This is a genomic window from Lysobacter sp. CCNWLW3, assembly GCF_036697405.1.
GTDB lineage: Bacteria > Pseudomonadota > Gammaproteobacteria > Xanthomonadales > Xanthomonadaceae > Lysobacter.
In genome coordinates this window covers 78,710-101,674 of the sequence record NZ_JBAHWA010000002.1, presented here as the reverse complement: position 1 = coordinate 101,674, position 22,965 = coordinate 78,710, and the positions used below count along the sequence as shown (strand labels likewise).

23 protein-coding genes are annotated in these 22,965 nt (G+C 65.3%); 9 read left to right on the top strand and 14 right to left on the bottom strand.

Annotated elements, in window-relative coordinates; translation table 11 throughout:
- Positions 1–134: 134 nt before the first annotated feature.
- From V1318_RS05615 to V1318_RS05565, 11 genes are all read right to left on the bottom strand, one after another.
- Positions 135–635, bottom strand: coding sequence for an ester cyclase (locus V1318_RS05615; RefSeq protein ID WP_332938485.1), 501 nt, complete (start codon positions 633–635; stop codon positions 135–137).
- Positions 635–1,588: a zinc-binding dehydrogenase gene (locus V1318_RS05610; RefSeq protein WP_332938484.1), complete on the bottom strand. Its 954-nt coding sequence runs from the start codon at positions 1,586–1,588 to the stop codon at positions 635–637. The genes V1318_RS05615 and V1318_RS05610 overlap by 1 nt, the downstream gene beginning before the upstream one ends.
- Positions 1,589–1,704: 116 nt before the next feature.
- Positions 1,705–2,160: a DoxX family protein gene (locus V1318_RS05605; RefSeq protein WP_332938482.1), complete on the bottom strand. Its 456-nt coding sequence runs from the start codon at positions 2,158–2,160 to the stop codon at positions 1,705–1,707.
- A 52-nt stretch (positions 2,161–2,212) separates the two neighbouring features.
- Positions 2,213–2,983: an SDR family oxidoreductase gene (locus V1318_RS05600; protein WP_332938481.1), complete on the bottom strand. Its 771-nt coding sequence runs from the start codon at positions 2,981–2,983 to the stop codon at positions 2,213–2,215.
- Positions 2,980–3,537, bottom strand: coding sequence for an ester cyclase (locus V1318_RS05595; protein WP_332938479.1), 558 nt, complete (start codon positions 3,535–3,537; stop codon positions 2,980–2,982). Before V1318_RS05595 ends, V1318_RS05600 begins: the two co-directional genes overlap by 4 nt.
- A 37-nt stretch (positions 3,538–3,574) precedes the next feature.
- Positions 3,575–4,009: an ester cyclase gene (locus V1318_RS05590; RefSeq protein ID WP_332938478.1), complete on the bottom strand. Its 435-nt coding sequence runs from the start codon at positions 4,007–4,009 to the stop codon at positions 3,575–3,577.
- A gap of 75 nt (positions 4,010–4,084) precedes the next feature.
- Positions 4,085–4,684, bottom strand: a complete 600-nt coding sequence (gene wrbA, locus V1318_RS05585) for an NAD(P)H:quinone oxidoreductase (RefSeq protein WP_332938476.1) — start codon at positions 4,682–4,684, stop codon at positions 4,085–4,087.
- A 76-nt stretch (positions 4,685–4,760) separates the two neighbouring features.
- On the bottom strand, positions 4,761–5,423 hold the full coding sequence (locus V1318_RS05580) for a hydrolase (protein ID WP_332938474.1): 663 nt from the start codon (positions 5,421–5,423) through the stop codon (positions 4,761–4,763).
- 151 nt (positions 5,424–5,574) lie between these two features.
- The gene (locus V1318_RS05575) at positions 5,575–6,240 is read right to left on the bottom strand and encodes a response regulator transcription factor (RefSeq protein ID WP_332938472.1); all 666 of its coding nucleotides are present in this window, start codon (positions 6,238–6,240) and stop codon (positions 5,575–5,577) included.
- Positions 6,241–6,280: 40 nt separating this feature from the next.
- Positions 6,281–9,265, bottom strand: coding sequence for a two-component regulator propeller domain-containing protein (locus V1318_RS05570; protein ID WP_332938470.1), 2,985 nt, complete (start codon positions 9,263–9,265; stop codon positions 6,281–6,283).
- A gap of 102 nt (positions 9,266–9,367) precedes the next feature.
- Positions 9,368–10,255, bottom strand: a complete 888-nt coding sequence (locus tag V1318_RS05565; protein WP_332938468.1) for a LysR family transcriptional regulator — start codon at positions 10,253–10,255, stop codon at positions 9,368–9,370.
- A 95-nt stretch (positions 10,256–10,350) separates the two neighbouring features.
- Here V1318_RS05565 and V1318_RS05560 point away from each other — a divergent pair, with 95 nt between their 5' ends.
- On the top strand, positions 10,351–11,211 hold the full coding sequence (locus tag V1318_RS05560) for a pirin family protein (protein WP_332938466.1): 861 nt from the start codon (positions 10,351–10,353) through the stop codon (positions 11,209–11,211).
- A gap of 65 nt (positions 11,212–11,276) precedes the next feature.
- The gene (locus V1318_RS05555; RefSeq protein ID WP_332938465.1) at positions 11,277–11,696 is read left to right on the top strand and encodes a DoxX family protein; all 420 of its coding nucleotides are present in this window, start codon (positions 11,277–11,279) and stop codon (positions 11,694–11,696) included.
- Positions 11,697–12,224: 528 nt separating this feature from the next.
- Here V1318_RS05555 and V1318_RS05550 read toward each other — a convergent pair.
- The 3 genes from V1318_RS05550 to V1318_RS05540 form a co-directional block, all read right to left on the bottom strand.
- Positions 12,225–13,010 carry an NrdJb gene (locus V1318_RS05550; RefSeq protein WP_332938463.1) on the bottom strand — a complete coding sequence of 262 codons (786 nt, stop codon included), beginning with the start codon at positions 13,008–13,010 and terminating at the stop codon, positions 12,225–12,227.
- Between the two features lie 114 nt (positions 13,011–13,124).
- Positions 13,125–13,592 carry a hypothetical protein gene (locus tag V1318_RS05545; protein ID WP_332938461.1) on the bottom strand — a complete coding sequence of 156 codons (468 nt, stop codon included), beginning with the start codon at positions 13,590–13,592 and terminating at the stop codon, positions 13,125–13,127.
- A gap of 288 nt (positions 13,593–13,880) precedes the next feature.
- Positions 13,881–16,034 (bottom strand): adenosylcobalamin-dependent ribonucleoside-diphosphate reductase, encoded by a 2,154-nt coding sequence (locus V1318_RS05540; protein ID WP_332938459.1) that lies wholly within the window; start codon positions 16,032–16,034, stop codon positions 13,881–13,883.
- Between the two features lie 630 nt (positions 16,035–16,664).
- Here V1318_RS05540 and V1318_RS05535 point away from each other — a divergent pair.
- The 7 genes from V1318_RS05535 (at position 16,665) to V1318_RS05505 (ending at position 22,914) form a co-directional block, all read left to right on the top strand.
- Positions 16,665–18,101: a Do family serine endopeptidase gene (locus V1318_RS05535; RefSeq protein ID WP_332938458.1), complete on the top strand. Its 1,437-nt coding sequence runs from the start codon at positions 16,665–16,667 to the stop codon at positions 18,099–18,101.
- A gap of 75 nt (positions 18,102–18,176) precedes the next feature.
- Positions 18,177–18,539, top strand: coding sequence for a hypothetical protein (locus V1318_RS05530; protein ID WP_332938456.1), 363 nt, complete (start codon positions 18,177–18,179; stop codon positions 18,537–18,539).
- An 8-nt stretch (positions 18,540–18,547) separates the two neighbouring features.
- Positions 18,548–19,135 (top strand): phage holin family protein, encoded by a 588-nt coding sequence (locus V1318_RS05525; protein WP_332938454.1) that lies wholly within the window; start codon positions 18,548–18,550, stop codon positions 19,133–19,135.
- A 43-nt stretch (positions 19,136–19,178) separates the two neighbouring features.
- A complete protein-coding gene (locus V1318_RS05520; protein ID WP_332938452.1) occupies positions 19,179–19,583 on the top strand; it encodes a hypothetical protein in 405 nt (134 codons plus the stop codon).
- Entirely contained in the window at positions 19,580–20,707 is a 1,128-nt protein-coding gene (locus V1318_RS05515) for an AI-2E family transporter (RefSeq protein WP_332938450.1), read from the top strand. The genes V1318_RS05520 and V1318_RS05515 overlap by 4 nt, the downstream gene beginning before the upstream one ends.
- Before the next feature lie 96 nt (positions 20,708–20,803).
- Complete coding sequence (locus tag V1318_RS05510; protein ID WP_332938449.1) at positions 20,804–21,535, top strand: HAD-IA family hydrolase; 732 nt, start codon at positions 20,804–20,806, stop codon at positions 21,533–21,535.
- On the top strand, positions 21,532–22,914 hold the full coding sequence (locus V1318_RS05505) for a leucyl aminopeptidase family protein (protein ID WP_332938447.1): 1,383 nt from the start codon (positions 21,532–21,534) through the stop codon (positions 22,912–22,914). The genes V1318_RS05510 and V1318_RS05505 overlap by 4 nt, the downstream gene beginning before the upstream one ends.
- Positions 22,915–22,965: the final 51 nt, after the last annotated feature.

Here is a 22,965-nt window from a genome sequence, read left to right as displayed (position 1 = left end):
CCGGCTTGCGGGCGCCGATAACGCGTTCCCGGTCTAGGCCAACATGGGTATCGCCAACGCCTGCTCCACGGTCTTCCGGCGGACAGGGTCTTTTGGGTCGGTCTCGGCCATAACACGTGCTCCAGAACGAAGAATCAGTCGTGGGGTGGCTCACCGGGAAGGACGCCCAGTTGCCGAAGCCCCGTCATCCAATCCTCCGAATGCCAGGTATGTACGATCTTTCCGCCCTTGAACTCGTGGATATCGATCGCCTGGATGGAGAGCTTGCCTTTGCGTGCAGGAAAGCCCAGGAAGGAATGGAGCTGCGTGCCGGTGATGTGCGAGCGGACGACTACTTGATTGCCCTCCTGAACCATGTCCTGGACTTCAATATCGAAATCCGGAAACACGGTAGTCAGGGAAACCATCAGCTTCATGGCGGTTTTCTTTCCGCCACGTTCGACCGATGGCGTCTCGTACCAGTCATCGGCCAGGACGGTTGCAAGCAAGTCGGGATCGTGCTTGCTGAAGGCCTCGTACCAGACGGCCGCCCGCTGGCGATTGTCGATCGCGTGCGCACTCGTCGATGCGCCGGCCGTCGAAACGGCAAGCGCAAGAACAAGGCGACTGAGAAGAGGTTCGCGTCGAACCGCCATCACGGCACCAGGACCATAGGGCCGAACTTCCGGCGTGCCGCAATATCGGCATGAGCCGCCGCGGCCTCCTTCAGGCGATACGCCGTCGCCTCGTAGCTTCCGAACGTACCGGCCCGGTATGCCGCGAACACGTCATTGGCGGCGGTCAGAACTCGGCCTTGCAGCTGCTGCGCCATGGGCCCACCGACGACCCGAACCTTGCGCTCGGATAGCGCTGCCGGATCCAGTTCCGGCGCGCCGGAGGCGGCGCCGATCGAGGCGATCGTTCCGCCATCGCGCACGGACGCCGCCGACGCTTCGAAGGTGGCCTTGCCCACGAATTCGTACACCACGTCGACCCCAGCGGGGGCCAGGCCGCGTATCTGCTCAGCGAACGAAGGGTCGGTCGAGAGAAGGGGGTGCTCCACCGAACTACGAATCGCTGCCAGCTTCCCCTGCGAACCGGTTGTGCCAATGACGCGTGCACCCCGTGCCCGCGCCCAACGTGCGACCAGGAGCCCCACGTTACTGGAGACGCCCTGGACCAGGACGGTATCGCCGGCGCTCAGCTTGTAGAACCCATTAAGTGCGGCCCAAGCGGTCAGGCCTTTCGTGAGGATCGTAGCGGCCTCGACCGAGCTCACGTCCTGCGGGATCGCGAGCAAATCGGCCGCGTTGATCAGGCGGACTTCGGCATAACTGCCGGGCGAAAGAAAATAAGCCACGCGGTCGCCTACCTGGACGTTGTCCACGCCAGGCCCGATCTCCTCGACCACGCCCGCGCCTTCAACCCCTGTAACGCCTGGCAGCGGCATGGGGAAGATGCCTTGCCTGAAGGCCGTGTCGATGAAATTGACGCCGATGGCATCGTGCCGCAGACGGACTTGACCCGCCTGGGGACGGCCTACGAACTCGTCCTCGGGAATCAGAACCTCGGGGCCGCCGTACTGGTGAAATCGAATCGTGGTGGTCATTGCGCTACTCGTTATGGACTAGGCGGGAAGGAGTGGATGCAGGCTAAGCATCGATCTGGCGATGCAAAAGCCTGTATTTCTCGATACCGCCTATCGCTTGCGTCGATAGGTGCCGCTTACGCGGCCGCGGGCTCATTGTTAGCAGCCCGGTGAAACCTGGCGTCCATGCTGAGCGCACCCGGCCCGAAAACGACGATCTGCAAGAAGCCGCCGGCCATGGTCAGATTCTTGAGGAAATGGATGAGCTGGTTCGGGTCGCCGAACGCCGCATGGAAGCTCGCTGCCGTGACGATGCAGAACAAGGCAAGCACGCCGGCCACCAGTCGGGTTCGATAGCCCAGCACAAGAGCGGCGCCACCGATGACTTCGATGACGATGGCAACGACGAGCGCTACGTTTGGTAGGGGCAGGCCGACCGAAGCGATGTAGCCGGCGGTCGCTTCGGCATTGGCGATCTTGCCGACACCGGAGATCAGGAAGATCGCCGCCATGAGTAGCCGGCCCAGCAGGCCAAGCACCGAGGCAAGGCCGGTTGCATCAGAAGCACGATCAGTAACGGACCAGGTGGCCATGGCAGTTCTCGTTGAGTGTTTGGCGGGTTGCGCTCATGCGCGCGGTTTGGGGTTACAGCACGGACAGCAATCCGCCATCAACAAGCAGCGGGATACCGGTCACGTAGCTCGACATGTCCGACCCTAGCCACACCACGGCGTCTGCGATTTCCGAAGGTTTGCCCAGACGGCGCAGCGGCGTCCGCTGGCGGAACCCTTCTGAGGCTTCCGCGACACCAGGCGTACTGCGCAACAACGCTGTGTCGATGGTTCCAGGGCACACGGAGTTGACCCGAATGCCCGATGGCCCCAGCGCATCGGCCATGGCCTTGGCCATCACCACGACACCGCCCTTACTCGTGGAATAGGCGACCGTCATGCCCGCGCCCGCAATACCGCCCATGCTGGCCATAAGCACGATGCTGCCGGGCTTGGAAAGCGATTGCATCTGGCGGGCTGCCGCCTGTGCGCAGAACAGAACGCCGTCGAGGTTAACCGACATGAGCCGGCGATAGTCCTCTTCTGCAACATCCGCGCCATCCGAGCGAAGCGTGATGCCTGCGTTGCATACCATCAGGTCCACGCCGCCGAACTCTTCGGTCGCTTCGACCAGCGCGTCGACTTCTTCACGCTTGCTAACATTGGTACGAACGAAGCGTGTCGTTACCCCCAGCGCTTCGATCTCGCTCGTCGTGGTCGCCCCGCCCTCGCGCGGCGCCTCGACAACGTCCGAAACGATGACGGCTCTTGCACCGTGCTGGGCGGCACCAACGGCAATAGCGCGTCCGATGCCGCTTGCGGCGCCGGTCACTACAACGACTTTTCCTGACAGAAGCTTGCTCATTTCTTCTGACCTTCCTTAGCGGGCTCCAGGTCCTTCTGAAATGACTGGAACGCTGACTCTTTCGGCTTGGCCGTCAACTGCGACTGGAACGTGGCGAAGTCGGCGACTTCCCAGTGTTCCGCCAGCTTTCCGCCTTCGATGCGATAGATCTGAAAGGCGCGGAAGTCCACCTTGTTGCCCGTCGCCTTTAACCCACCAAAGTCGTGCAGCTGGGTGCCGGAGACCCGATTCATCACGGCGACACGGTCGCCCTCGGCGACGATCTGTTCGATCGTCCAGGTGAAGTCGGGGAAGCTGGCTTTCAGGCCTTCGAGGTAGCTGCGGATGACATGGATGCCGGGCGTCTGCCCTTCGAGACGATCGCCGTAGTCGGCCGTAACGATTTCATCCAGATGGCTGAAGTCGGCGCGATTGAAGGCGTCGAAGTAACGGCGCACTACCGCCTTGTTGGCTTCGATTTCGGTGTCGGGCTGCTTCGCCATGACCGGCTGGAAAGCGGCTGACACGAGCAGGGCCGCGAGGGCCAGGCGAATGAAGAAGGCGGGGGTTTTCATGGAGCGCGTGTCCTTAGTCTTCGAAAGCGCGATGGAGTTAAGAAACCGGCGGCAGACCGCCGAGCTGCTGCATCAGCGAGAAGAGGTTCGCCACACCCCAGTGATCGGTGATCTTTCCGTCGCGAACGCGCATCGCGTCGACAGTCTCGAATTGGATCTTTCGTCCGGTCGGCGCGATGCCGAACAGCGGACCGCGGTGCGTTCCGTGATAGGTCTTGAAAGTGGTGACCACGTCGCCGTCCACGGTCTGCCAGTGAATGACGGGATTGAAGTCCGGGAACGCTTCTCGAAGCCGGTGGTAGAGGACGCGGACGCCATCCTTGTCTGGCGTTGTCCCCGGCTGCGGTGTGTGATCGACAAAGTCGTCGGCAAACAGTTCTTCGAACAAGGAGAAGTCGCCCTGTCCCTGTACCTGCTCAGTGTTCGTGCGGACAATAGTCTTGGCCGCTTCGGAGGTTGTGCTACTGGTCATGGATAACTCCAAGTAAGAATGGGGCCGACAGCGGGCGCTCAATGGGGAGGTGCGATCCGCGCCGGCCCGGAACGGTCAGTCGAACAACTTGGCGGCAGTGCGCGCGACCAGTTCGCCCTGATGGCGGGCACCGGCCAGGTCGATTTCGGTGGGCTGCCTGGAGCCATCAGCGCCGGCGACCGTGGTGGCACCATAGGGCGCACCGCCAACGATCTCATCGACGCTCATCTGTCCCTGATGGCTGTAGGGCAGCCCCACGATCGTCATGCCGAAATGCAGAAGGTTCGTGATGATCGAGAACAGCGTGGCTTCCTGTCCGCCGTGCTGCGTAGCCGTCGAGGTGAACGCGGCACCCACTTTTCCGTTAAGTGCGCCGCGCGCCCACAGGCCACCCGTTTGATCGAGGAAGGCAGCCATCTGCGAGGTGAGTCGGCCGTAGCGGGTCCCGGTGCCGATCACAATGGCGTCGTAGTTCTCGAGCTCTGCGACTGTGGCGACTGGCGCCTCCTGATCGATCTTGTAGTAGCTCTTGCGCGCAATCTCTTCTGGAACCGTCTCCGGAACGCGTCGGATGTCCACCGTAGCGCCGGCATTACGCGCACCCTCCGCGACGGCCTCGGCCATCTTTTCGATGTGCCCGTAAGAGGAGTAGTACAGAACAAGAACCTTGGCCACGAGAGTCTCCGAATGTGTTTTCGCGGTGGCGCCAATCGGGCGTAGGGTGCCCGATCGCGTGATGAAGAGAGGGGCGTCAGACGCCGGGGCCAGACTTCCCTGCGAGCAGTTGGAATTCCCACGACAGGTTGGTCGCAGTCGCGCCGCCGTGCTCAAGCAGCGCCGGGATCAGCTTGGCCGCCGACTCTTCGCGCGCCCAGTCGCGCTGCAGTTCCGATGCAAAAACGATCCATGTCATCGGCACGGCACCGGCCTGGATCATGCGAGCAATGCCCATCTCGTGGGCCTCCACACTCGTACCACCCGAAGCGTCCGTCACGAAGTACACCTCGTAGCCGTCACCGAGCGCATGGATCACCGGGAACGCGAGGCACACTTCGGTCCACAGGGCAGCGATCACGACTTTCTTTCGACCGGTACGCCTGACCCATTCAACGCACGCCGGGTCTTCCCAGGTGTTGATTGTGGTGCGGTTGATCGGCTTCTGTTCCGGAAAGACGTCCAGCAGCGGCTTAACGATGTAACCGCCGCGGTCCTCGACCACGCTGGTCAGCAGCGTTGGCACATCAAAGACCTTTGCAGTCTTGGCCAGGGCCACCACGTTGTTCATCAGCAAGGCGGCGTCGATGTTCTTGACGCCACTGAACTGGAATGGCTGATGGTCGATCAGCAGGAGTACGCAGTTGTCAGGAGTGATCAGCGCTTCTTTGCCGACTTTTCCTTCGGTTGAGTTGCTCATACATGCCCTCGCTTCATTGGTGAGTGAGGGTCACGTTACGAGGCAAGTTGAAAACCCGAAATCCGTCGTCGGCGTAGATTGTTCTTACGCCTTTCGGTTAGTTGTCGATCAGTTCGCTATCTGCTGTACTGGAATGCGCACAAAGCGCCACTCAATCCAGGTGGATGATGCCGCGCTTGAGGGCCGTGACGACCGCTTCGGTTCGATCCTGTGCCTGGAGCTTGCTCAGTATGTGAAGCACATGGACCTTGACGGTCGCCTCGGTCCGATGGATGTGTGCGGCGATCTCTTTGTTGCGAAGTCCGCCGGCCATCAGTTGCAGGACTTCTAGTTCGCGGACGGTGAGTTCGATACGCGGTACGTATTGGGCCAATCGACGCGCCACCGCGTCGGGCAGTATCCAGCCTTGCCGCCATACCGCTCGAATGGCATCGGCAACTTCGTTGCGCAGCACATCTTTGAGAAGGTAGCCGCGTGCGCCCGCCTCCAGAGCCCGGTGGATGTCGGTATCCCCTTGAAAAGTTGTCAGCGCAATGATCCGCGCTGTTGGGAACTCCTCCACGATCTTCGCAATGGCCTCCACGCCTCCCATGACGGGCATGCTCAGATCCATTAAGGTCACATCGGGCCGATGCGCTCGATATGCATCCAGCGCCGACGTGCCATCGCCTGCTTCGGCGACCAGTTCCAGGTCTGGATGCAGCGCAAGGACAGCAGCCAAGCCGTCCCGGTAAATGGGGTGATCGTCGACCGCCAGCACGCGAATCCGCCGGGTCTCTTCGTTGACGGCCAGCGGCTGCTTTTTGATGACGGACATGGTTCGATGCTGCTCCTGTTGGGGACCACCGGCAATCCACCTATTGGCTAATCTTTGCAGTTCGCGCGCGCAATCTGCGTATCCGGGTCGCAATTCCCGGAATCCATCGCAACCAGCGCCAGCGAGGCACCCGCAGACGCACTTCGGTACCAGTGCCAGGCTGGCTGTCCAAGGCGATGCAACCACCAATGCACTTGGCCCGTTCGCGGATACCCTGAAGCCCCCAGTGCCCCAGGCGCTTCGCCACCACAGCTGCGTCAAACCCGCGCCCATCGTCGCGCACGGTGATGCGCAAGCTGCTCGGCAGGTACTCAAGTTGGATGACAACGTTGCTGGCTTGTGCGTGCTTGCGCACGTTCACCAGGATTTCTTCCACGATCGAACGGATCTGCCCCTTGATCTCCGCGGCGAACTCGTACGTCGCACCCGGCGCACAGACGACATTCACTACGGTATCGGTGTCAGCGAGAATGCGGTGGGCGCTGACGTGAATGGAGGCGGCCAGGTCGTCTGCTTCGGTCGGCAGTCGAATGTCCCAAACCACCTTGCGTGCGTCAGTCAGCGTACGATCCACCAGGTTCAGGATGCGATCCAGGCTCGCTCTCTCCGGGGACTGCACGCCTAACCGCTGATCGACGGCGTGCAGTTGCAGCGCGATGCCACCGAACCCTTGCAACAGCGAATCGTGGATATCCCGGGCAAGTCGATTTCGCTCATCAAGTATGGCCGCACCGCGAATGCGAAGGGCTGCGCGATGGTACATCCACAGCACGAGCGCCAGGCTGAGGATCACTACGGCGACAAACCATGCCTGGAGGTAGAACGGCGCCAGCACCCGGAGCGTGACGTGGGACTCCCGGGCGGACCATTGCCCGCGTACGTCACGGGCCGATACACGAAATCGATAGATGCCCGGAGCCAAACGCGTGTATGAGGCTACGCGCTGCGTGCCTGCGTCGATCCAATCAGGATCAAACCCATCCAAGCGGTATCGGAAACGCACATCGGGACCGTGCGACAGGTCTAGCCCTGTGTAGCGGATATCTATGCGACGCGTTGCCGGCTCGATCACCAGCTTGTTCAGATCCGTGTGCCGCACGCCATCGGTCGCGACCTCATCGATGTAGACCTTCGGCGTCGCGCCCACGGGGCGGGCCCTAGCAGGATCGACCGAGACGATGCCATGCCCCATGGCGAACCAGAGCTTTCCGCTTGGCTCCCGATAGGACGAGGGATGGGGCCAGGCCGCGGGATCACCTCCCGGCAAACCGTCCAGAGATTTGAAGCTGTCCACATCCACCAAGCCTGCAAGCTTGCCGTCGGCTACCGCGATCAGTTCTGCGATCCGGATGCGAGTGAGACCGCCTAGCTGCCCCAGCCAGAGCCTCCCCCGGTCATCCACCTCCGCCGCGCCTATCCAACTTTCCGGTAATCCGTCCTTGACAGCGACAGTACGGATACGGCCGCCACCGACACGAACAAGTCCCTCGTCCGAGCCCACCCACACGGTGCCTTTGGGTGCTTCGAACAGGACGTTAGGCCTGATGCCGGTTTGCTGCGGCGCGGGCCACGGCACGAACGTCTCGCCGCCTAAGAGATTGATGCGGGTGACGCCCGTCAGGCTCGCGATCCATACCGCGCCGCTGGAGTCTTTGAACAGCCGCAACACGAAGTCGTCTTTTTGCTTGACGCGTTCAAGCCGTCCATCGCGGCCGCGAAAGAGTCCCCGCCAGGTCGCTATCCACAAAGCCCCTGCAGGATCTTCGAGCATATCGGTGACAGGAGGCAGCCCTTTGTAGCGAAGTTCTGCGGGCTGGCCGGCGACAAACCGCGACACGTCGCCGTTGGGACGCCCGACCCACACGCCCCCTTGCCGCGCCGGCGCTAGCGACAGCACCAACTCAGCGGGGCTTTCGCTCACCCGTTGAAACGACGATTCCGGGGCGGCGATACGGCCGTGAAACAGGCCGCCCGTCGGAGGCGTTAGCCACACGCCGCCGTCCGCGTCGCGGAGCATACCGCCTGGCATGTCGCTGGGCAGACCGGTGCGCGCAGTGAACGCTTCCACCTCCAACGGCCGAAATCGATTCAGGCCATCGCGTGTAGCCACCCACATGTTGCCCTGCTGGTCCGGCAAGATGTCGATGACCCGATCGTCCGACAGGCCATCGGCACGCGTGACTGAGCGGAATCGCTTTCCGTCGAACCAATGAAGACCCGCACCATAGGATCCCACCCACAAAGTTCCTTTGGCGTCTTCAGCCATGACTGATACGGCGCCGAATCCCTCGGTAGCCGGCAGTGGAAAGTGTCGGATCTGCCCATCTTTCCACCGGGCAATAGCGGTTTGCGTGCCAAACCAGATCGATCCATCACGGGTTGCGTAAACGCGGCTCGGGTTGCGGACATCTGCACCCGCGGGTAGCGCGACCCGAGTCAGTTGTCCGGCGCGGATGCGGTAGACGGCGCCCTCTCCCGCGGCGATCCAGATGTCACCGTTGTCGTCCACCGTCATACTGCTGCCGGAATAGCTCACTAGCGTTCCGGGGAGTTCGCGCTGGTGACCGCCTCGATCGATGACGAATACCCGGCCACTTCGCGTTACGGCCCACAAGCGATCCTCAGGATCAACGGCCGCTGCATTAATGATGTCAGCCTTGAACGATTCGTTGGTGGAGATCAGTTCGACCTGATCGCCCACTATGCGGAAGAGTCCGCTGCCGCTGCCGACCCACAGACCACCCTCGCGGTCTTGCGCAAGCGGAATGGTGATAATCCGTGTGCGCCCGCGCAGTGCGGGCGAATTGTCGGCGGTGAAGGCCTTGAACCGCACGCCATCGAACCGCACCAGTCCCGACTGCGAGGACAGCCACAGATACCCATCTTGGGTCTGCACGAGGTTGGAAGTGAATGCCAGCTTCACCTCTTCCTGCGAGCGCCAGATGTCGACCTTGTAACGATCAAAGATAACCGAGGCTTGCTGCGCGGCGACGCGGTACGGAAGCGCAACCAGAAGCAACGTCATCAGAAGGACGTAACCCAGCGACGATTTTCGACTGCAACTACTCATGACGAAACCTTACAGGCAGGCCGTCCGCGGCCCGCCCTGAATACGAATGCATTGGCATCAATGCTTCAACGCCTCGATGAATGCACGCCCCACGGGACCGGGCGGCGCATCTTTGCGGTATACCGCCTGCATTTCCAGGCTGGCGCGCGTGCGTGCATTCGCGTGCGTACGGATCTCCACCAATTGCCCTTGGTCCAGTTCCTCTTGAACCATGTGCGCCGGCATATGCCCCCAACCGAAACCGGCCCGCAAAAAGGCATGCTTGGCGCCCAAATCCGCCAATCGCCAAGTCAGTGGCGAGATGACGCCGAAGTTTCGCCCTGACGACAATGGCGTGCGGTCGGTAAGCACCAGTTGCACGTGCTTGCTCAACTCGCCGTTGGAGAGCGGCTTTCGCGATTTCGCCAAAGGATGTGCGGGAGCCACGACGGTGGCGAAAGGTAACAGCGCTAGCGGCTCCGCCACCAGTTCGTCCGGCACGGTGGGTAGCGAACCGATCACGCCGATACGGCAGGAGCCGTCCAGGACCGGCTGAACTACGCCGCCCAGCGCCTCGACATATAGACGCAACGGCGTTCTGGGAAAGAGCTGCCGGCAGTGGCCAACGGCATGGGTGATGGCTGGCATCGGATACATCACGTCCATGGCCACCGACAGTTCCGGCTCCAACCCTTCGCGAATCGAGCGAGCCCGCGCCTTGAAGTCGTCCATGTGGTCGGCGACCGCGCGCGCGTCGCGCAGCAGGGACTGCCCCTCCTCTGTCAATTGCGGGTAGCGCCCGCTGCGCTCGAACAGCGAAACGCCCAGCTGCGCTTCAAGATTCGCCAGCGTGTGGCTGACGACCGACTGTGCGCGTCGCAACTTTCGGCCCGCGGCGGAAAAACTGCCCTGCTCCGCCGCGGCGATGAAGGTGCGGATCTGGTCCAGCGTGACTCCGTCGAGCATATATCTACCCTTTAGATGGATAGCATAGGAAAATATAGGCTACCAAGATACATCGGCCGAGCCTACCGTGGCGTCACTTCCACAGGGATGCCGCCATGACCCGACCGACCCTCAAGCTCGTACAGCCCGAAAGGCCGTCTCCCGCCCGCCGCATCGTGTTCCAGGGACGCGGCAACACCCGGGGGCCGATCACCCGCCTGGTCAACCCCTCCGACCTGGGCCAGCTCATCAAGCCGTTCGTGTTTCTGGACCGCGGCGCCCTTCCGCCGACCGGCGACACCTTTTTCGGCATCCACCCGCATTCGGGCATTGCGACGCTGACGATCGCGCTCAGTGGCGGCCTGCAGTACGAAGATACGACCGGCCAGTCCGGCCAAGTCCCCGCCGGTGGGCTGGAGTGGATGAAGGCCGGTGCCGGCGCGTGGCACGACGGTCGTGTCTATACCGCCGAGCCGCTGCGGTTCTTTCAACTCTGGTTGGCTCTGCCGGCGGCGTTGGAGAACTCACCGGCCGAGGGCCAATACATCCCGCCCGAGTTGGTCGAAAGCGAGGGCCCGGTCACCGTCGTCCTGGGCCGTTATGGCCAGGCGCGCAGTCCCATCCGCTCCCCCGACAACATCCACTACTTCCTGGTTCGCCTTAACGACGGCGAGACATGGCGCTACCAACCGCCGCAAGGGCATACCGTCGGTTGGATCGCCGTTGACGAAGGTGTGGTCAATACCCCTGCGCCCGTCGCCATCGGCGAGATCGCGGTATTCGACGAGTCCGACGCCGCACTCGAATTCACAGCGCAAGGGCCGACCACATTCGTGATCGGCACCGCCATCAAGCATCCGCATGACCTGATCACCGGCTACTACTCGGTCCACACCAGCGCCGATGCGTTGGAACGAGGCGAAGCCGAGATCAAGCGCATCGGCACCAAGCTTCACGCAGCCGGACGGCTTCCCTAGACCCTGCGCGTACTGCCAGCAGCACTCATCGTTTCACTCCCTACCTATCCATCCGGAGAACTCCCATGTCCACCATCGTTTCCACCGCAGCCACCACCTCCAGCATCGCCCGCAGTAGCGCCGAGTTCGTCGGCCGCGCGCTCCTCGTCGTTCTCTTCCTTATGTCAGGCCTCGGCAAGATCAACGCTTACGAGGCCACCGCCGGTTATATGGCGTCCATGGGCGTCCCGGGCTTCGCTCTGCCTGCGGTGATTGCCCTGGAAGTCCTGGGTGCCGCCGCAATCGTCCTGGGCTTCAAGACCAGCATCGTCGCCGCAGTGTTGGCCGGCTTTACCCTGGCGACGGGCCTGCTCTTCCACAACAACTTCGCCGACCAGATGCAGATGATCATGTTCTTGAAGAATCTCTCCATCACCGGCGCATTCCTGATGCTGGCGGCCAACGGCGCGGGCGCTTTCAGCGTCGATGCCAAGTCCGCGAAGTAAGTTCGCTGAACCGGGCGCCGGCCATCCGCCGACGCCTCACCCGAGCTTGGCCATGACATACGCAATCATCGGTTCCGGCGCCATCGACAGTGGCATCGCAACCCAGTTCGACCGCGTCGGCGGACGTTCAAGTTGCGAATTCCCGTGGTCCGACTTCGGCGCAAGACCTGGCGAGTAACTTGGGCTATCGGGTCAAGCCGGCCTCGCTTGAACAGGCGCGGCAGGCGGATGTGATCTTCCTCGCCGTGCCTTTCGCTTCTGCTCTTGCGGCACTGGGGGTTGGGGCTTTTGGCAGGAACGCATCTTGGTGGACGCCACCAATGCCGTGGAATTTCCCTCGTTTCGTCCGAACGACCTGGGTGGGCGCTCATCGGCCCATCGCATTGCCGAGAACCGCTTTGGGAAACAATCCATCAATGAAAATGGGGCTCCGGAGAGCCCCATTTGGGTACTGCGACTTAGGCACTCGTACTAGCAAGTTCCAGCTGCCCAACTAGCGCCTTCAAGGTGCCCGCACAGCTCAGACGCTCAACCGCATTTGCTGTAGCCGCAGTTCAAGCAGGTCGCGCAGCCGTCCATGATGACCACGGCCTTGGTGCTGCACTTGTGGCACATGGTGGCCGAGGGCGGGAAGGACACGCCTTCGCCGGTGACTTCGATATCTTCGGCGTGGCCGCTGCCTTCGCCCGTCTGGACGGGCGCGGAGACGGTTACGTCAGAGTTTTTTTTTGAGCGCTGCTCGTAGGCGGAGCGCTTTTCGGCGATCAGGGCGCGCTGGGCGTCGCTCATGTCGGGGTCGTGCATCATGCCGATCGACTTGAGGTGGTCCTCGACGATGGCGCCCATCTCGGCGACCAGCGAGGGCATGTAGACGCCGCCGGGCTTGAAGTAGCCGCCGCGCGGGTCGAACACGGCTTTCATCTCGTCGACCAGGAAGGTGACGTCGCCGCCCTTGCGGAACACGGCGGACATGATGCGGGTCAGGGCCACGATCCACTGGAAGTGGTCCATGTTCTTCGAGTTGATGAAGATCTCGAAGGGGCGGCGCAGTTCGTGCTCGGTGCCGGCGTTGAGGACGATGTCGTTGATCGTCACGTACAGGGCATGCTCGAACAGCGGCGATTTGATCTTGTAGGTGGAGCCGATCAGGATCTCGGGGCGCTCGATGCGTTCGTGCATCTGGATGACGTCGGCGGTCGGCAGTTCGTCGGCGGCCTTGCGCGCGGCGGCTTCGGACCGGGCCGATTCCTTCGCCTTGTCTTCCGGGGTGACGACGCTGTAACCCTTGATTTTCTTTTCGATCTTGACGGCCATGGGCCAGGCTCCTGTTGCGGTGGTGCTTTTCTAGTTTTGGTCTGTGGTGCGCGGCTGAGGCGCGGCCCTCACCCCGCCCTCTCCCGCGAGCGGGAGAGGGGGAGCATTACGGGCTTACTTCTTCTTCGCGGCCTTCTTGGCGGCCTTCTTCCTGGCCGGCTGCTTGACGACCTTCTTGGCCGCCTTCTTCACGGCTTTCTTGGCCGCCTTCTTCACGGCTTTCTTGGCGGCCTTCTTCGCTGGCTTCTTGGCGACCTTCTTCGCGGCCTTCTTGGCGGCCGGCTTCTTGGCGACCTTCTTGGCTGCCTTCTTAGCGGCCTTCTTGGCCGGCTTCTTGCCGGTGGCCTTGGCCTTCAGCGCGGAGGCTTCCTTCTTGGCCTTGGCGCTGGCCGAGGCGAGCTTCTTCTTGGCGGTGCCGACGGCCTTCTTGGCGGCCTTGCGCGCCTTGGTGGCGGTCTTCTTGACCGACTTCACGGCGTCTTCGGCACGGGTGGCGATGGCGCTGCCGATGTTGGACGCGGTCTCTTTGACGTTCTCGGCGGCCTGGGTCAGGGTCGCCGTCACTCCATTTCCGTTGCTCATATGCCCTCCTCGTGGGCGCTTTCGTCGGCGTTACGTCTTGGCTATGTGTAATCGGGGTGTTACCGGAGCGATCCTATACCCGGTGTGCGCGCAAAAACACTGAACGGCGTCGCGCGCGCCGGCCTGGCTGTGGTGGGCGGCGCCCGGCCGGGGGGGCGCTGCGCGAGGCGTTTGAACGGTCGCCTCCGCCGGAAAACGGGGGATTCTGAGCGGTTGGGGTTTCGGCGTATGCGGGTTTCGCGGAAATCCCCCTGCCCCCCCCTTTTGCAAAGGGGGAAAGGCGAAGGCTCAGAACTTGCCGTAATAGCCTTCCTTGAGCGCGTCGAACAGGTTGGCGGCGGTGTGCATTTCGCCGTCGTATTCGATCTGCTCGTTGCCCTTGACCTCCAGCACGCTGCCGTCTTCGAGCTCGAAGCGGTAGGTGGTGTTTTCCAGGTCGGCTTCCTTGACCAGCACGCCCTGGAAGGCGGCCGGGTTGAAGCGGAAGGTGGTGCAGCCCTTCAGGCCCTGCTCGTGGGCGTAGCGGTAGATGTCCTTGAAGTCCTCGTACGGGTAGTCCGTGGGGACGTTGGCGGTCTTGGAGATCGAGCTGTCGACCCACTTCTGGGCGGCGGCCTGGACGTCGACGTGTTCCTTGGGGGTGATGTCGTCGGCGGCGATGAAGTAGTCGGGCAGCTGGGCGCCGGGCTCGTCGCTGAACGGCATGGCCTTGGCGTTGATCAGCTCGCGGTAGGCCAGCAGCTCGAACGAGTAGACGTCGACCTTTTCCTTGGACTTCTTGCCTTCGCGGATCACGTTGCGGCTGTAGTGATGGGCGAAGGAGGGCTCGATGCCGTTGGAGGCGTTGTTGGCCAGCGACAGCGAGATGGTGCCGGTGGGCGCGATCGAGCTGTGGTGGGTGAAGCGGGCGCCGGCCTCGGCCAGCTCGTCGACCAGCTCCGGCGCCACTTCGGCCACGCGCTGCATGTAGCGCGAGTAGCGCGCGTGCAGCAGCTTGCCCGGGATTTCCTGGCCGACCTTCCAGCCGTCCTTGTGCATCTCCGGACGCTTGCGCAGCATCTCGGCGGTGACGGCGAAGCGCTCTTCCATGATCGGGGCCGGGCCCTTCTCCTTGGACAGGGCCAGGCCCATTTCCCAGCCGGCCACGGCCATTTCGCGCGCGATGCGCTCGGTGAACTCGCAGGAGGCGGCCGAGCCGTACTTCATCTTCAGCATGGTCACGGTGCTGCCCAGGCCGAGGAAGCCCATGCCGTGGCGGCGCTTGCGCATGATCTCGGCGCGCTGTTGTTCCAGCGGCAGGCCGTTGACCTCGACCACGTTGTCGAGCATGCGGGTGAACACGCGCACGACTTCCTTGTATTCCTCCCAGTCGAACTCGGCCTGGTCGGTGAAGGCGTTGCGCACGAACTTGGTCAGGTTGACCGAACCCAGCAGGCAGGCGCCGTAGGGCGGCAGCGGCTGTTCGCCGCAGGGGTTGGTCGCGCGGATGGTCTCGCACCACCAGTTGTTGTTCATCTCGTTGACGCGGTCGATGAGGATGAACCCGGGCTCGGCGTAGTCGTACGTCGAGACCATGATCATGTCCCACAGGTGCCGCGCGCGGATGTGGCCGTAGATCTTGCAGGCGACCAGGCCGTCGTCGCGGGAGATGTAGTTCTTGTGGGTCGGCCATTCGCGCCAGACGACCTTGTCGGCGTCGTCGATGTCGAGGTCGCCGCGTTCCTTGATGTTGACCGGGAACACCAGCGGCCAGTCGGCGTCGGACTTGACCGCTTCCATGAAGCCGTCGGTGATCAGCAGCGACAGGTTGAACTGGCGCAGGCGGCCGTCTTCGCGCTTGGCGCGGATGAAGTCCTTCACGTCGGGGTGGCTGACGTCGAAGGTGCCCATCTGGGCGCCGCGACGGCCGCCGGCCGAGGACACGGTGAAGCACATCTTGTCGTAGATATCCATGAAGGACATCGGACCGGAGGTGTAGGCGCCGGCGCCGGCGACGAAGGCGCCGCGCGGGCGCAGGGTGCTGAATTCGTAGCCGATGCCGCAGCCGGCCTTGAGGGTCAGGCCGGCTTCGTGGACCTTCTCGAGGATGCCGTCCATCGAGTCTTCGATGGTGCCCGAGACGGTGCAGTTGATCGTGGACGTGGCGGGCTTGTGCTCCAGCGCGCCGGCGTTGGAGGTGATGCGGCCGGCCGGGATCGCGCCGCGGCGCAGGGCCCAGACGAAACGCTCGTACCAGTACTGCTGCTTCTCGGAGGTCGGCTCGGCGTCGGCCAGGGCCTTGGCGACGCGCTGGTAGGTGGCGTCGATATCGGCGTCCAGCGCCTCTCCGGTCTTGGTCTTCAGCCGGTACTTCTTGTCCCAGATGTCCTGGGATGCGGGCTGCAGCGGGATGTCCTTGTCAGCCGCTTCCGTCTTGACCGCCTCGAGGCGAACCGTACTCATGCCTGTCCTGTCTCCTTAACTGGGGCGGGCCGTTCGGTTGCGCCCGCCGCCGGGTGAGTCTTGTTGTGATTGCTGGTAATCGGGGTGTGTCTGAATCTGGGTGTTGCCGGTTGCGTACCGCACTTGCCTGCCGCTGCCGCGGTGGTGGCTGGCCACCGACGGCTACGCGCGCGATCGCGCCATTACGCGCCGCGTGCGAGATTGTGTTGATGGCATCGGGCCGAGCTTGCTCCTGTCATGCGCCGCCCCCCGTTGGCGCCCAACCGACCCAAGCCGAACCCCTAAGCTTGGGCTCCCGTCGCAAAGACAACCACTACATGTAGTGTCGAAGCGAGGACTCAAGCTACGCCCGGCCCTGGGCGGTGTCAACGGTTTTTTTGATGGCAGTCACGTGTCGGGACGGGGTCAAACGTCACATGCGCGCCTAACGTAAACGCCTTGCGAATGCGGCCACAAATCGTGTGTAGGCCGTGCATGCGAACCTTGGAACGGGACACTTCATCGCATATTTAGCGCGCTTGACCGACACTTCGTTCAGCTGCGTGTACGCCGCCGGCAACCGGGCCCGTCCTGGCCGGGCCGCGGCGCGGCCCGCCTTCCCTTACGACCCTTATCCGGAACGGTTCCACGATGCGTCCTCGTCCCCTGCCGACCCTGTTCGCCCTGACCCTGGCCGCCGCGTTCGGCGGTTTCGCCGCGACCGCGATCCGCGACGGCCTGGAAACGCCGGCCCAGGCCTCGCCGGCCGCGGCCGCGCTGCCGGCGGTGTCGGCGCTGCCGACCGCGGTGGGCGGCCAGCCGGTGCCCTCGCTGGCGCCGATGCTGGCGCGGGTGACGCCGGCGGTGGTCAGCGTGCACACCAAGCAGACCATCCGCATCCGCAATCCCTTCGCCAACGATCCGATGTTCCGGCGCATGTTCCCGAACATCCCGCAGGAGCGGATCAACGAGTCGCTGGGCTCGGGCGTGATCATCGACGCCAAGAACGGCTACGTGCTGACCAACCACCACGTGATCGAGGGCGCCGACGAGGTCTCGGTGACGCTCAGCGACGGGCGCACGCTCAAGGCCGAGTTCACCGGTTCCGACCCGGACACCGACATCGCGGTGATGAAGATCCCGGCCGACAACCTCAGTTCGCTGACTCTGGCCGATTCCGACGCGCTCAAGGTCGGCGATTTCGTGGTCGCGGTGGGCAACCCGTTCGGGATCGGCCAGACCGTGACCTCGGGCATCGTCTCGGCGGTGGGCCGCAGCGGCCTGCGCGGGCTGGGCTACCAGAACTTCATCCAGACCGACGCCTCGATCAATCCGGGCAATTCCGGCGGCGCGCTGGTCAATCTCAACGGCGAACTGGTCGGCATCAACACCGCCAGCTTCAATCCGCAGGGCAGCATGGCCGGCAACATCGGCCTGGGCTTCGCGATCCCGGCCAACCTGGCGCGCAACATCAAGGACCAGTTGATCGCCAACGACGGCGTGGTGCGGCGCGGTTCGCTGGGCCTGGAGTCGCAGGACGTGGACGCGCGCCTGGCCCAGGCGCTGAAACTGGACGAGCCGCGCGGCGCGGTGGTGACGCGGGTGTTCGCCGGCAGCGCGGCGGCGGCGGCGGGCCTGAAGGCCGGCGACGTGATCCTGGCCGCCAACGGCCAGCGCATCGACAGCCGCGACGCCCTGCGCAACTTCGAAGGCCTGCAGGCGATCGGCGGGCGGGTGTCGCTGGAGGTGCGCCGCGACGGCAAACCGCTGCAGTTGGCCGCGACCCTGCGCGAACAGCCCAAGGCCTACGCGGGCAAGGACCTGGACGAACGCCTCGGCGGCGCCAGCTTCGCCGAACTGCCCGAGCGCCTGCGCCAGTCCGGCGCCTCCGGCGTGCTGATCGAATCGGTGGCGCGCGGCAGCCGCGCCGAGCGCAACGGTCTGCGCTCCGGCGACGTGGTGGTGGCGGCCAATGCCGGCGATTTCGAGGATTTGCCGGGCTTCCGCGCGAGCTTCACACGGCCTCCGGCACAGTTGGTCCTGCGCGTGATGCGCGGCAACGCGGTCGCCAACCTGTTGATGCAGTAATGCGGACCCGGGGATGAGCGATCATCGCGGGACGCGCAGCGCAGACGAGTTCCGCCCTTATCCCAGGAGAATGCAATGAGCCCTACCTCGACCGACGCCATGAAGGCCAACCTCGGTGAAGCCGGATCTCACCTCAAGCAAGCCGCGGCCGACGCCGGCGTGGCGATCCGCGGCGCCGCCGGCGCGGCCAGCGACGAACTCAAGATCGGCAAGGCCAACGTCAAGGCCGATCTGGCCGACGGCGCATTGGCGGGCATCGCCGCGGCCGAGCACGCCGGCGGCGCGGCGCGCGAACAGGTCGACGTGCTGATGGACAAGGGCCGCGACCTGATCGAAAGCGCGGCCGAACTGGTGCGCGAGCGTCCGCTGGCCTCGTTCGGCGTGGCCTTCGCGGCCGGCTTCATCATCGCCAAGCTCGCCCGCGGCAGCGACAAGTAAGAGCGGGCATGCAAACCACGGGGGACCAAGGCCCGCCGCAGCCGCCGGGCGGCGGCGATGCGGATGCGCGCGAGCAGGACGCGGCCGCCCGGGCCGCGCCCGACCTGCTGGAATCGCTGCGCCAGCTCGGCGACACCGGCCGCGCCGGGCTGGGCGCGGCCGGCGACGCCGCCAAGGCCCTGCGCAGCCTGGTCGCGGCGGACATCTCGCTGGCGCGCAGCGCGCTGGGCCGCGCCCTGGCCCTGATGGGCGTGGCGATCGCGTTCGGCGGTTCGGCCTGGTTGCTGTTGATGGCCACCTTGATCGTGTTCCTCAGCCGCACCCTGGGCGTGCCCTGGTCGCTGGCGCTGCTGCTGACCGCGCTGCTGAGCCTGGCGGTGACGGCCTGGGCCGGCTGGCAGGCGGTGCGTTATTTCGAGCACACCCGCATGCAGGCCACGCGCCGGCAGCTGGCGCGGCTGGGCATCGGCGAACTGGCCGACGTCACCCCGACCCCGGGCTCGCCGGAATCGGCGCGCGAGGCCGCGCGGCGCTGGCCGCCGGACGGCCCCGGCGCGGGCAAGGACGAACGCGGCGTCGATCTGACCCCGCCCTGATGCCGCATCCCTCTTCCGATCCATCGCCCTGCGAGGCACGCCCGTGAGTTTCGAACAGCTGATCGCCAAGGTGCACCAGGCCGAAGACGTGGTCGAAGCGCAGGAGCGCCGGCTGGTCGCCCACCTGGGCCGGATCAAGGGTTCCTGGCGCGAGGCCTGGACGCCGGGGCGGATCGTGATCGCCGGCCTGGTCAGCGGCTTCGCGGTGGGGCGCGCCGAACCCCTGCGCGTGGCGGCCAAGAGCGGCGGCATGATGCAGATGGTGTCGATGCTGTCCAGCCTGTTCGCCGGCGGCAGCGCCGGGGTCGCGGCGAGCCAGGCCGAACGCGCGGCCGACAACACCGAAACGGTCGCCGCGGCGGTCGAGGAAGGCGAAGACGCCGTCGTGGCGCGCGCCGAGGCGACGGTGCAAGCTGTGCGTTCCACCGCCGATCCGATCGACTTTTGAACGCGCCCGAACCCGATCCTGCCCCCGCTTCCGACGCGTCCGCGCCGGCCGACGACGAACCGCCCGCTCCCGCGCCGCCGCCGCGTCCGCGCGCGCCCGCCTCGGTGGTGGTGCTGGCGACGCTGGCGGTCGGCGCCGCCTTGTGGGCGGCGCAGGCGCTGATCCTGCCGATCCTGCTGGCGGCCTTCTTCGCCCTGATCGGCAACCCGATCATCCGCGGCCTGCGCAGGCTGTGGCTGCCGCGTTTCGCCGCGGCCCTGATCGTGCTGATCGGCGGCCTGGCCGCGGCCGGGCTGCTGGCCAACCAGCTGATCGAGCCGGCCGGCGAATGGGTGCGGCAGGTGCCGCGCGAGATGAAGCAGCTGGCGCCGAAACTGCGCGAGATGACCAAGCCCATGCAGGAAGCCAACCGCGCCGCGCAGAACATCGCGCGCGCCGCCGGCGGCGAGAGCACGGCCAAGCCGGTGCAGGTGGTCAAGACCGAGCTCAACGATCCGTACAAGTCGCTGACCTCCACGCCCAAGTACGTGGCCTCGGTGCTGGCGGTGGTGCTGCTGACGTTCTTCTTCATGGTCTACGGCGAAAGCCTGCAGCGCAACGCGATCGGGCTGTTGCCCGGCTTGCGCGAACGCAAGATCACGGTCGACATCCTGCAGTCGATCGAGCGCGAGATCTCGCGCTACGTGCTCACCATCAGCCTGATCAACACCGCGCTGGGCCTGGCCCTGGCCGGCAGCCTGTTCTGGCTGGGCGTGCCGCTGCCGGAGGCGCTGCTGTGGGGCACGATGGCGGCGGTGCTGAACTTCGCGCCTTACGTGGGCCCGCTGATCGGCATGGTGACCATGCTGCTGATGGGCTTCGTCGCCTTCGACGAGGCCTGGCGCGCGCTGCTGCCGGCCGGCCTGTACCTGCTGCTGCACACCATCGAGGGCCAGATCGTGACCCCGATCGTGCTCGGCCGGCGCATGCGCCTGTCGCCGCTGGTGCTGATCCTGGCGCTGATGTGCTTCGGCTGGCTGTGGGGCATCGTCGGCCTGCTGCTGGCGGTGCCGATGCTGGTCTGCGTGAAGCTGGTGCTGGCGCGGATCCAAGGTCTGGAGAAGTGGTCCAAGCTGCTGGAGTGAGGCCCGCGGGCGAGAAGCCGCGCCTGAGTGAAAACCCCTAGGCGTTTCGCACGGGATTAGCGCGGCCACGGCGGCTTTACGCGCTAAAATGGTGCGATGACTTTCCCCGTTCGCGCCATCACCCTCGACCTCGACGACACCCTCTGGCCGATCGCTCCGGTGATGGTCCACGCCGAACGCGTGCTGGGCGACTGGCTGCGCGAACATGCGCCGCGCACCGCGCAGCGCTGGCCGACCGAGGCGATGCGCGCCCTGCGCGATCAGATCGCCGCCGAGCACCCGCAGCTGGCGCACGATTTCACCCATCAGCGCAAGCTCACCCTGGAACGCATGCTGCGCGACTCCGGCGACGACCTGGCGCTGGTCGCGCCGGCGTTCGAGGTGTTCTTCAACGCACGCTGCGAAGTGCGGCACTACGACGACAGCGTGGCCGCGCTGGAGCGCCTGGCCGCGCGCGTGCCGCTGGCCGCGCTCAGCAACGGCAACGCCGATCTGCAGCGGATCGGCCTGATGCATTTGTTCCGGTTCCAGCTCGGCGCGCGCGAACACGGTGCGGCCAAGCCGGCGGCGAGCATCTTCCACGCCGCCTGCACGCGCCTGGACAAGGAGCCGCAATACGTCCTGCACGTCGGCGACGACATCGAGCTGGACGTGGTCGGCGCGCAGCGCGCCGGCTTGCGCAGTTGCTGGATCAACCGCGTCGGCGACGACGGCCGCCGCCGCGAATGGCCGCACGCCGGCCTGCGCCCCGACCTCGAATTCGACACCCTCGCCGCGCTCGCCGATTGGCTGGACGCGGCCCAGACTCCGGACACCGCCGCCGCATGAACCTGCCCCTGGGCTTTACCGATTCCGCCGCCGATGCGCTGCCGCTGCATCTGGTCGCGCGCGCCGACTTCGCCGCCTGGCGCGCGACCCTGGCGCCGGGCACCGCGGCCTGGGTGAGCGCGCAGGGCTACGAAGCCGCGGCCGGCACCCTGCTGACCTTGCCCGGCGCCGACGGCGGCCTGGGCGGCGCGGTGCTGGGCATCGGCGATGCGCTGGACCCGTATTCCTACGGCCACGCCGCGTTCGGCCTGCCGGCGCGGACCTGGCGCATCGAGGGCGCGCACGACGCCGCGACCCTGGCGGCGCTGCGCCTGGGCTGGGGCCTGGGCAGCTACCGCTTCAGCCGCTACAAGCAGCCGCCGCGCGCGCCGGCGCTGCTGCTGGTGGACCGCGAGGACGCCGAAACCGACGACCTGATCGCCGCCTGCCTGCGCGTGCGCGACCTGATCAACACCCCGACCGAGCACATGGGGCCGGAACAGCTGGAAGCGATCGCGCGCGCGATCGCGCTGCACCATGGCGCGCAGATCGACGTGGTGGCCGGCGACGAGCTGCTGAGCCAGAACTTCCCCGCCATCCACGCCGTCGGCCGCGCCTCGCACCGCGCGCCGCGCCTGATCCGGCTGAGCTGGGGCGACGCCGCCCATCCCCACATCGCCCTGGTCGGCAAGGGCGTGTGCTTCGACACCGGCGGTCTCGACCTCAAGCCGGCCGACGGCATGCGCAACATGAAGAAGGACATGGGCGGCGCCGCGCACGCGATCGCCCTGGCCGAGCTGGTGATGGCGCGCAAGCTGCCGCTGCGCATCACCCTGCTGGTGCCGGCGGTGGAGAACGCGATCGGTCCGGACGCGTTCCGTCCCGGCGAGGTCATCGCCACCCGCCAGGGCATCAGCGTGGAGATCGACAACACCGACGCCGAAGGCCGGGTGGTGCTGTGCGACGCCTTGACCCATGCCGGCGAACTGTCGCCGGCGCTGGTGCTGGACTTCGCCACCCTGACCGGCGCGGCGCGAATCGCGCTGGGCCCGGACCTGCCGGCGCTGTACAGCAACGACGACGCGCTGGCCCAACGCTGGCTCGATGCCGGCGCCCAGCAGCGCGATCCGCTGTGGCGCATGCCGCTGTGGCGCCCCTACCTGCGCTACCTCACCAGCGCGATCGCCGACATCGCCAACGGCGGCCCCTCGAAGATGGCCGGCTCGGTCACCGCGGCGCTGTACCTGGAGCGCTTCGTGCCGGCCGCCCTGCCCTGGGCGCACCTGGACGTGTACAGCTGGAACGACGCCGACCGCCCCGGCCGGCCCGCCGGCGGCGAAGCCCAGGGCCTGCGCGCGGCCTATGCCCTGCTGAAATCCCAGGCCAGTGCAGGGCCGTAGAGAGGCACGCTAAAAACGCTTTCAGGCACAACAAATACCCGTTAGAGTGCG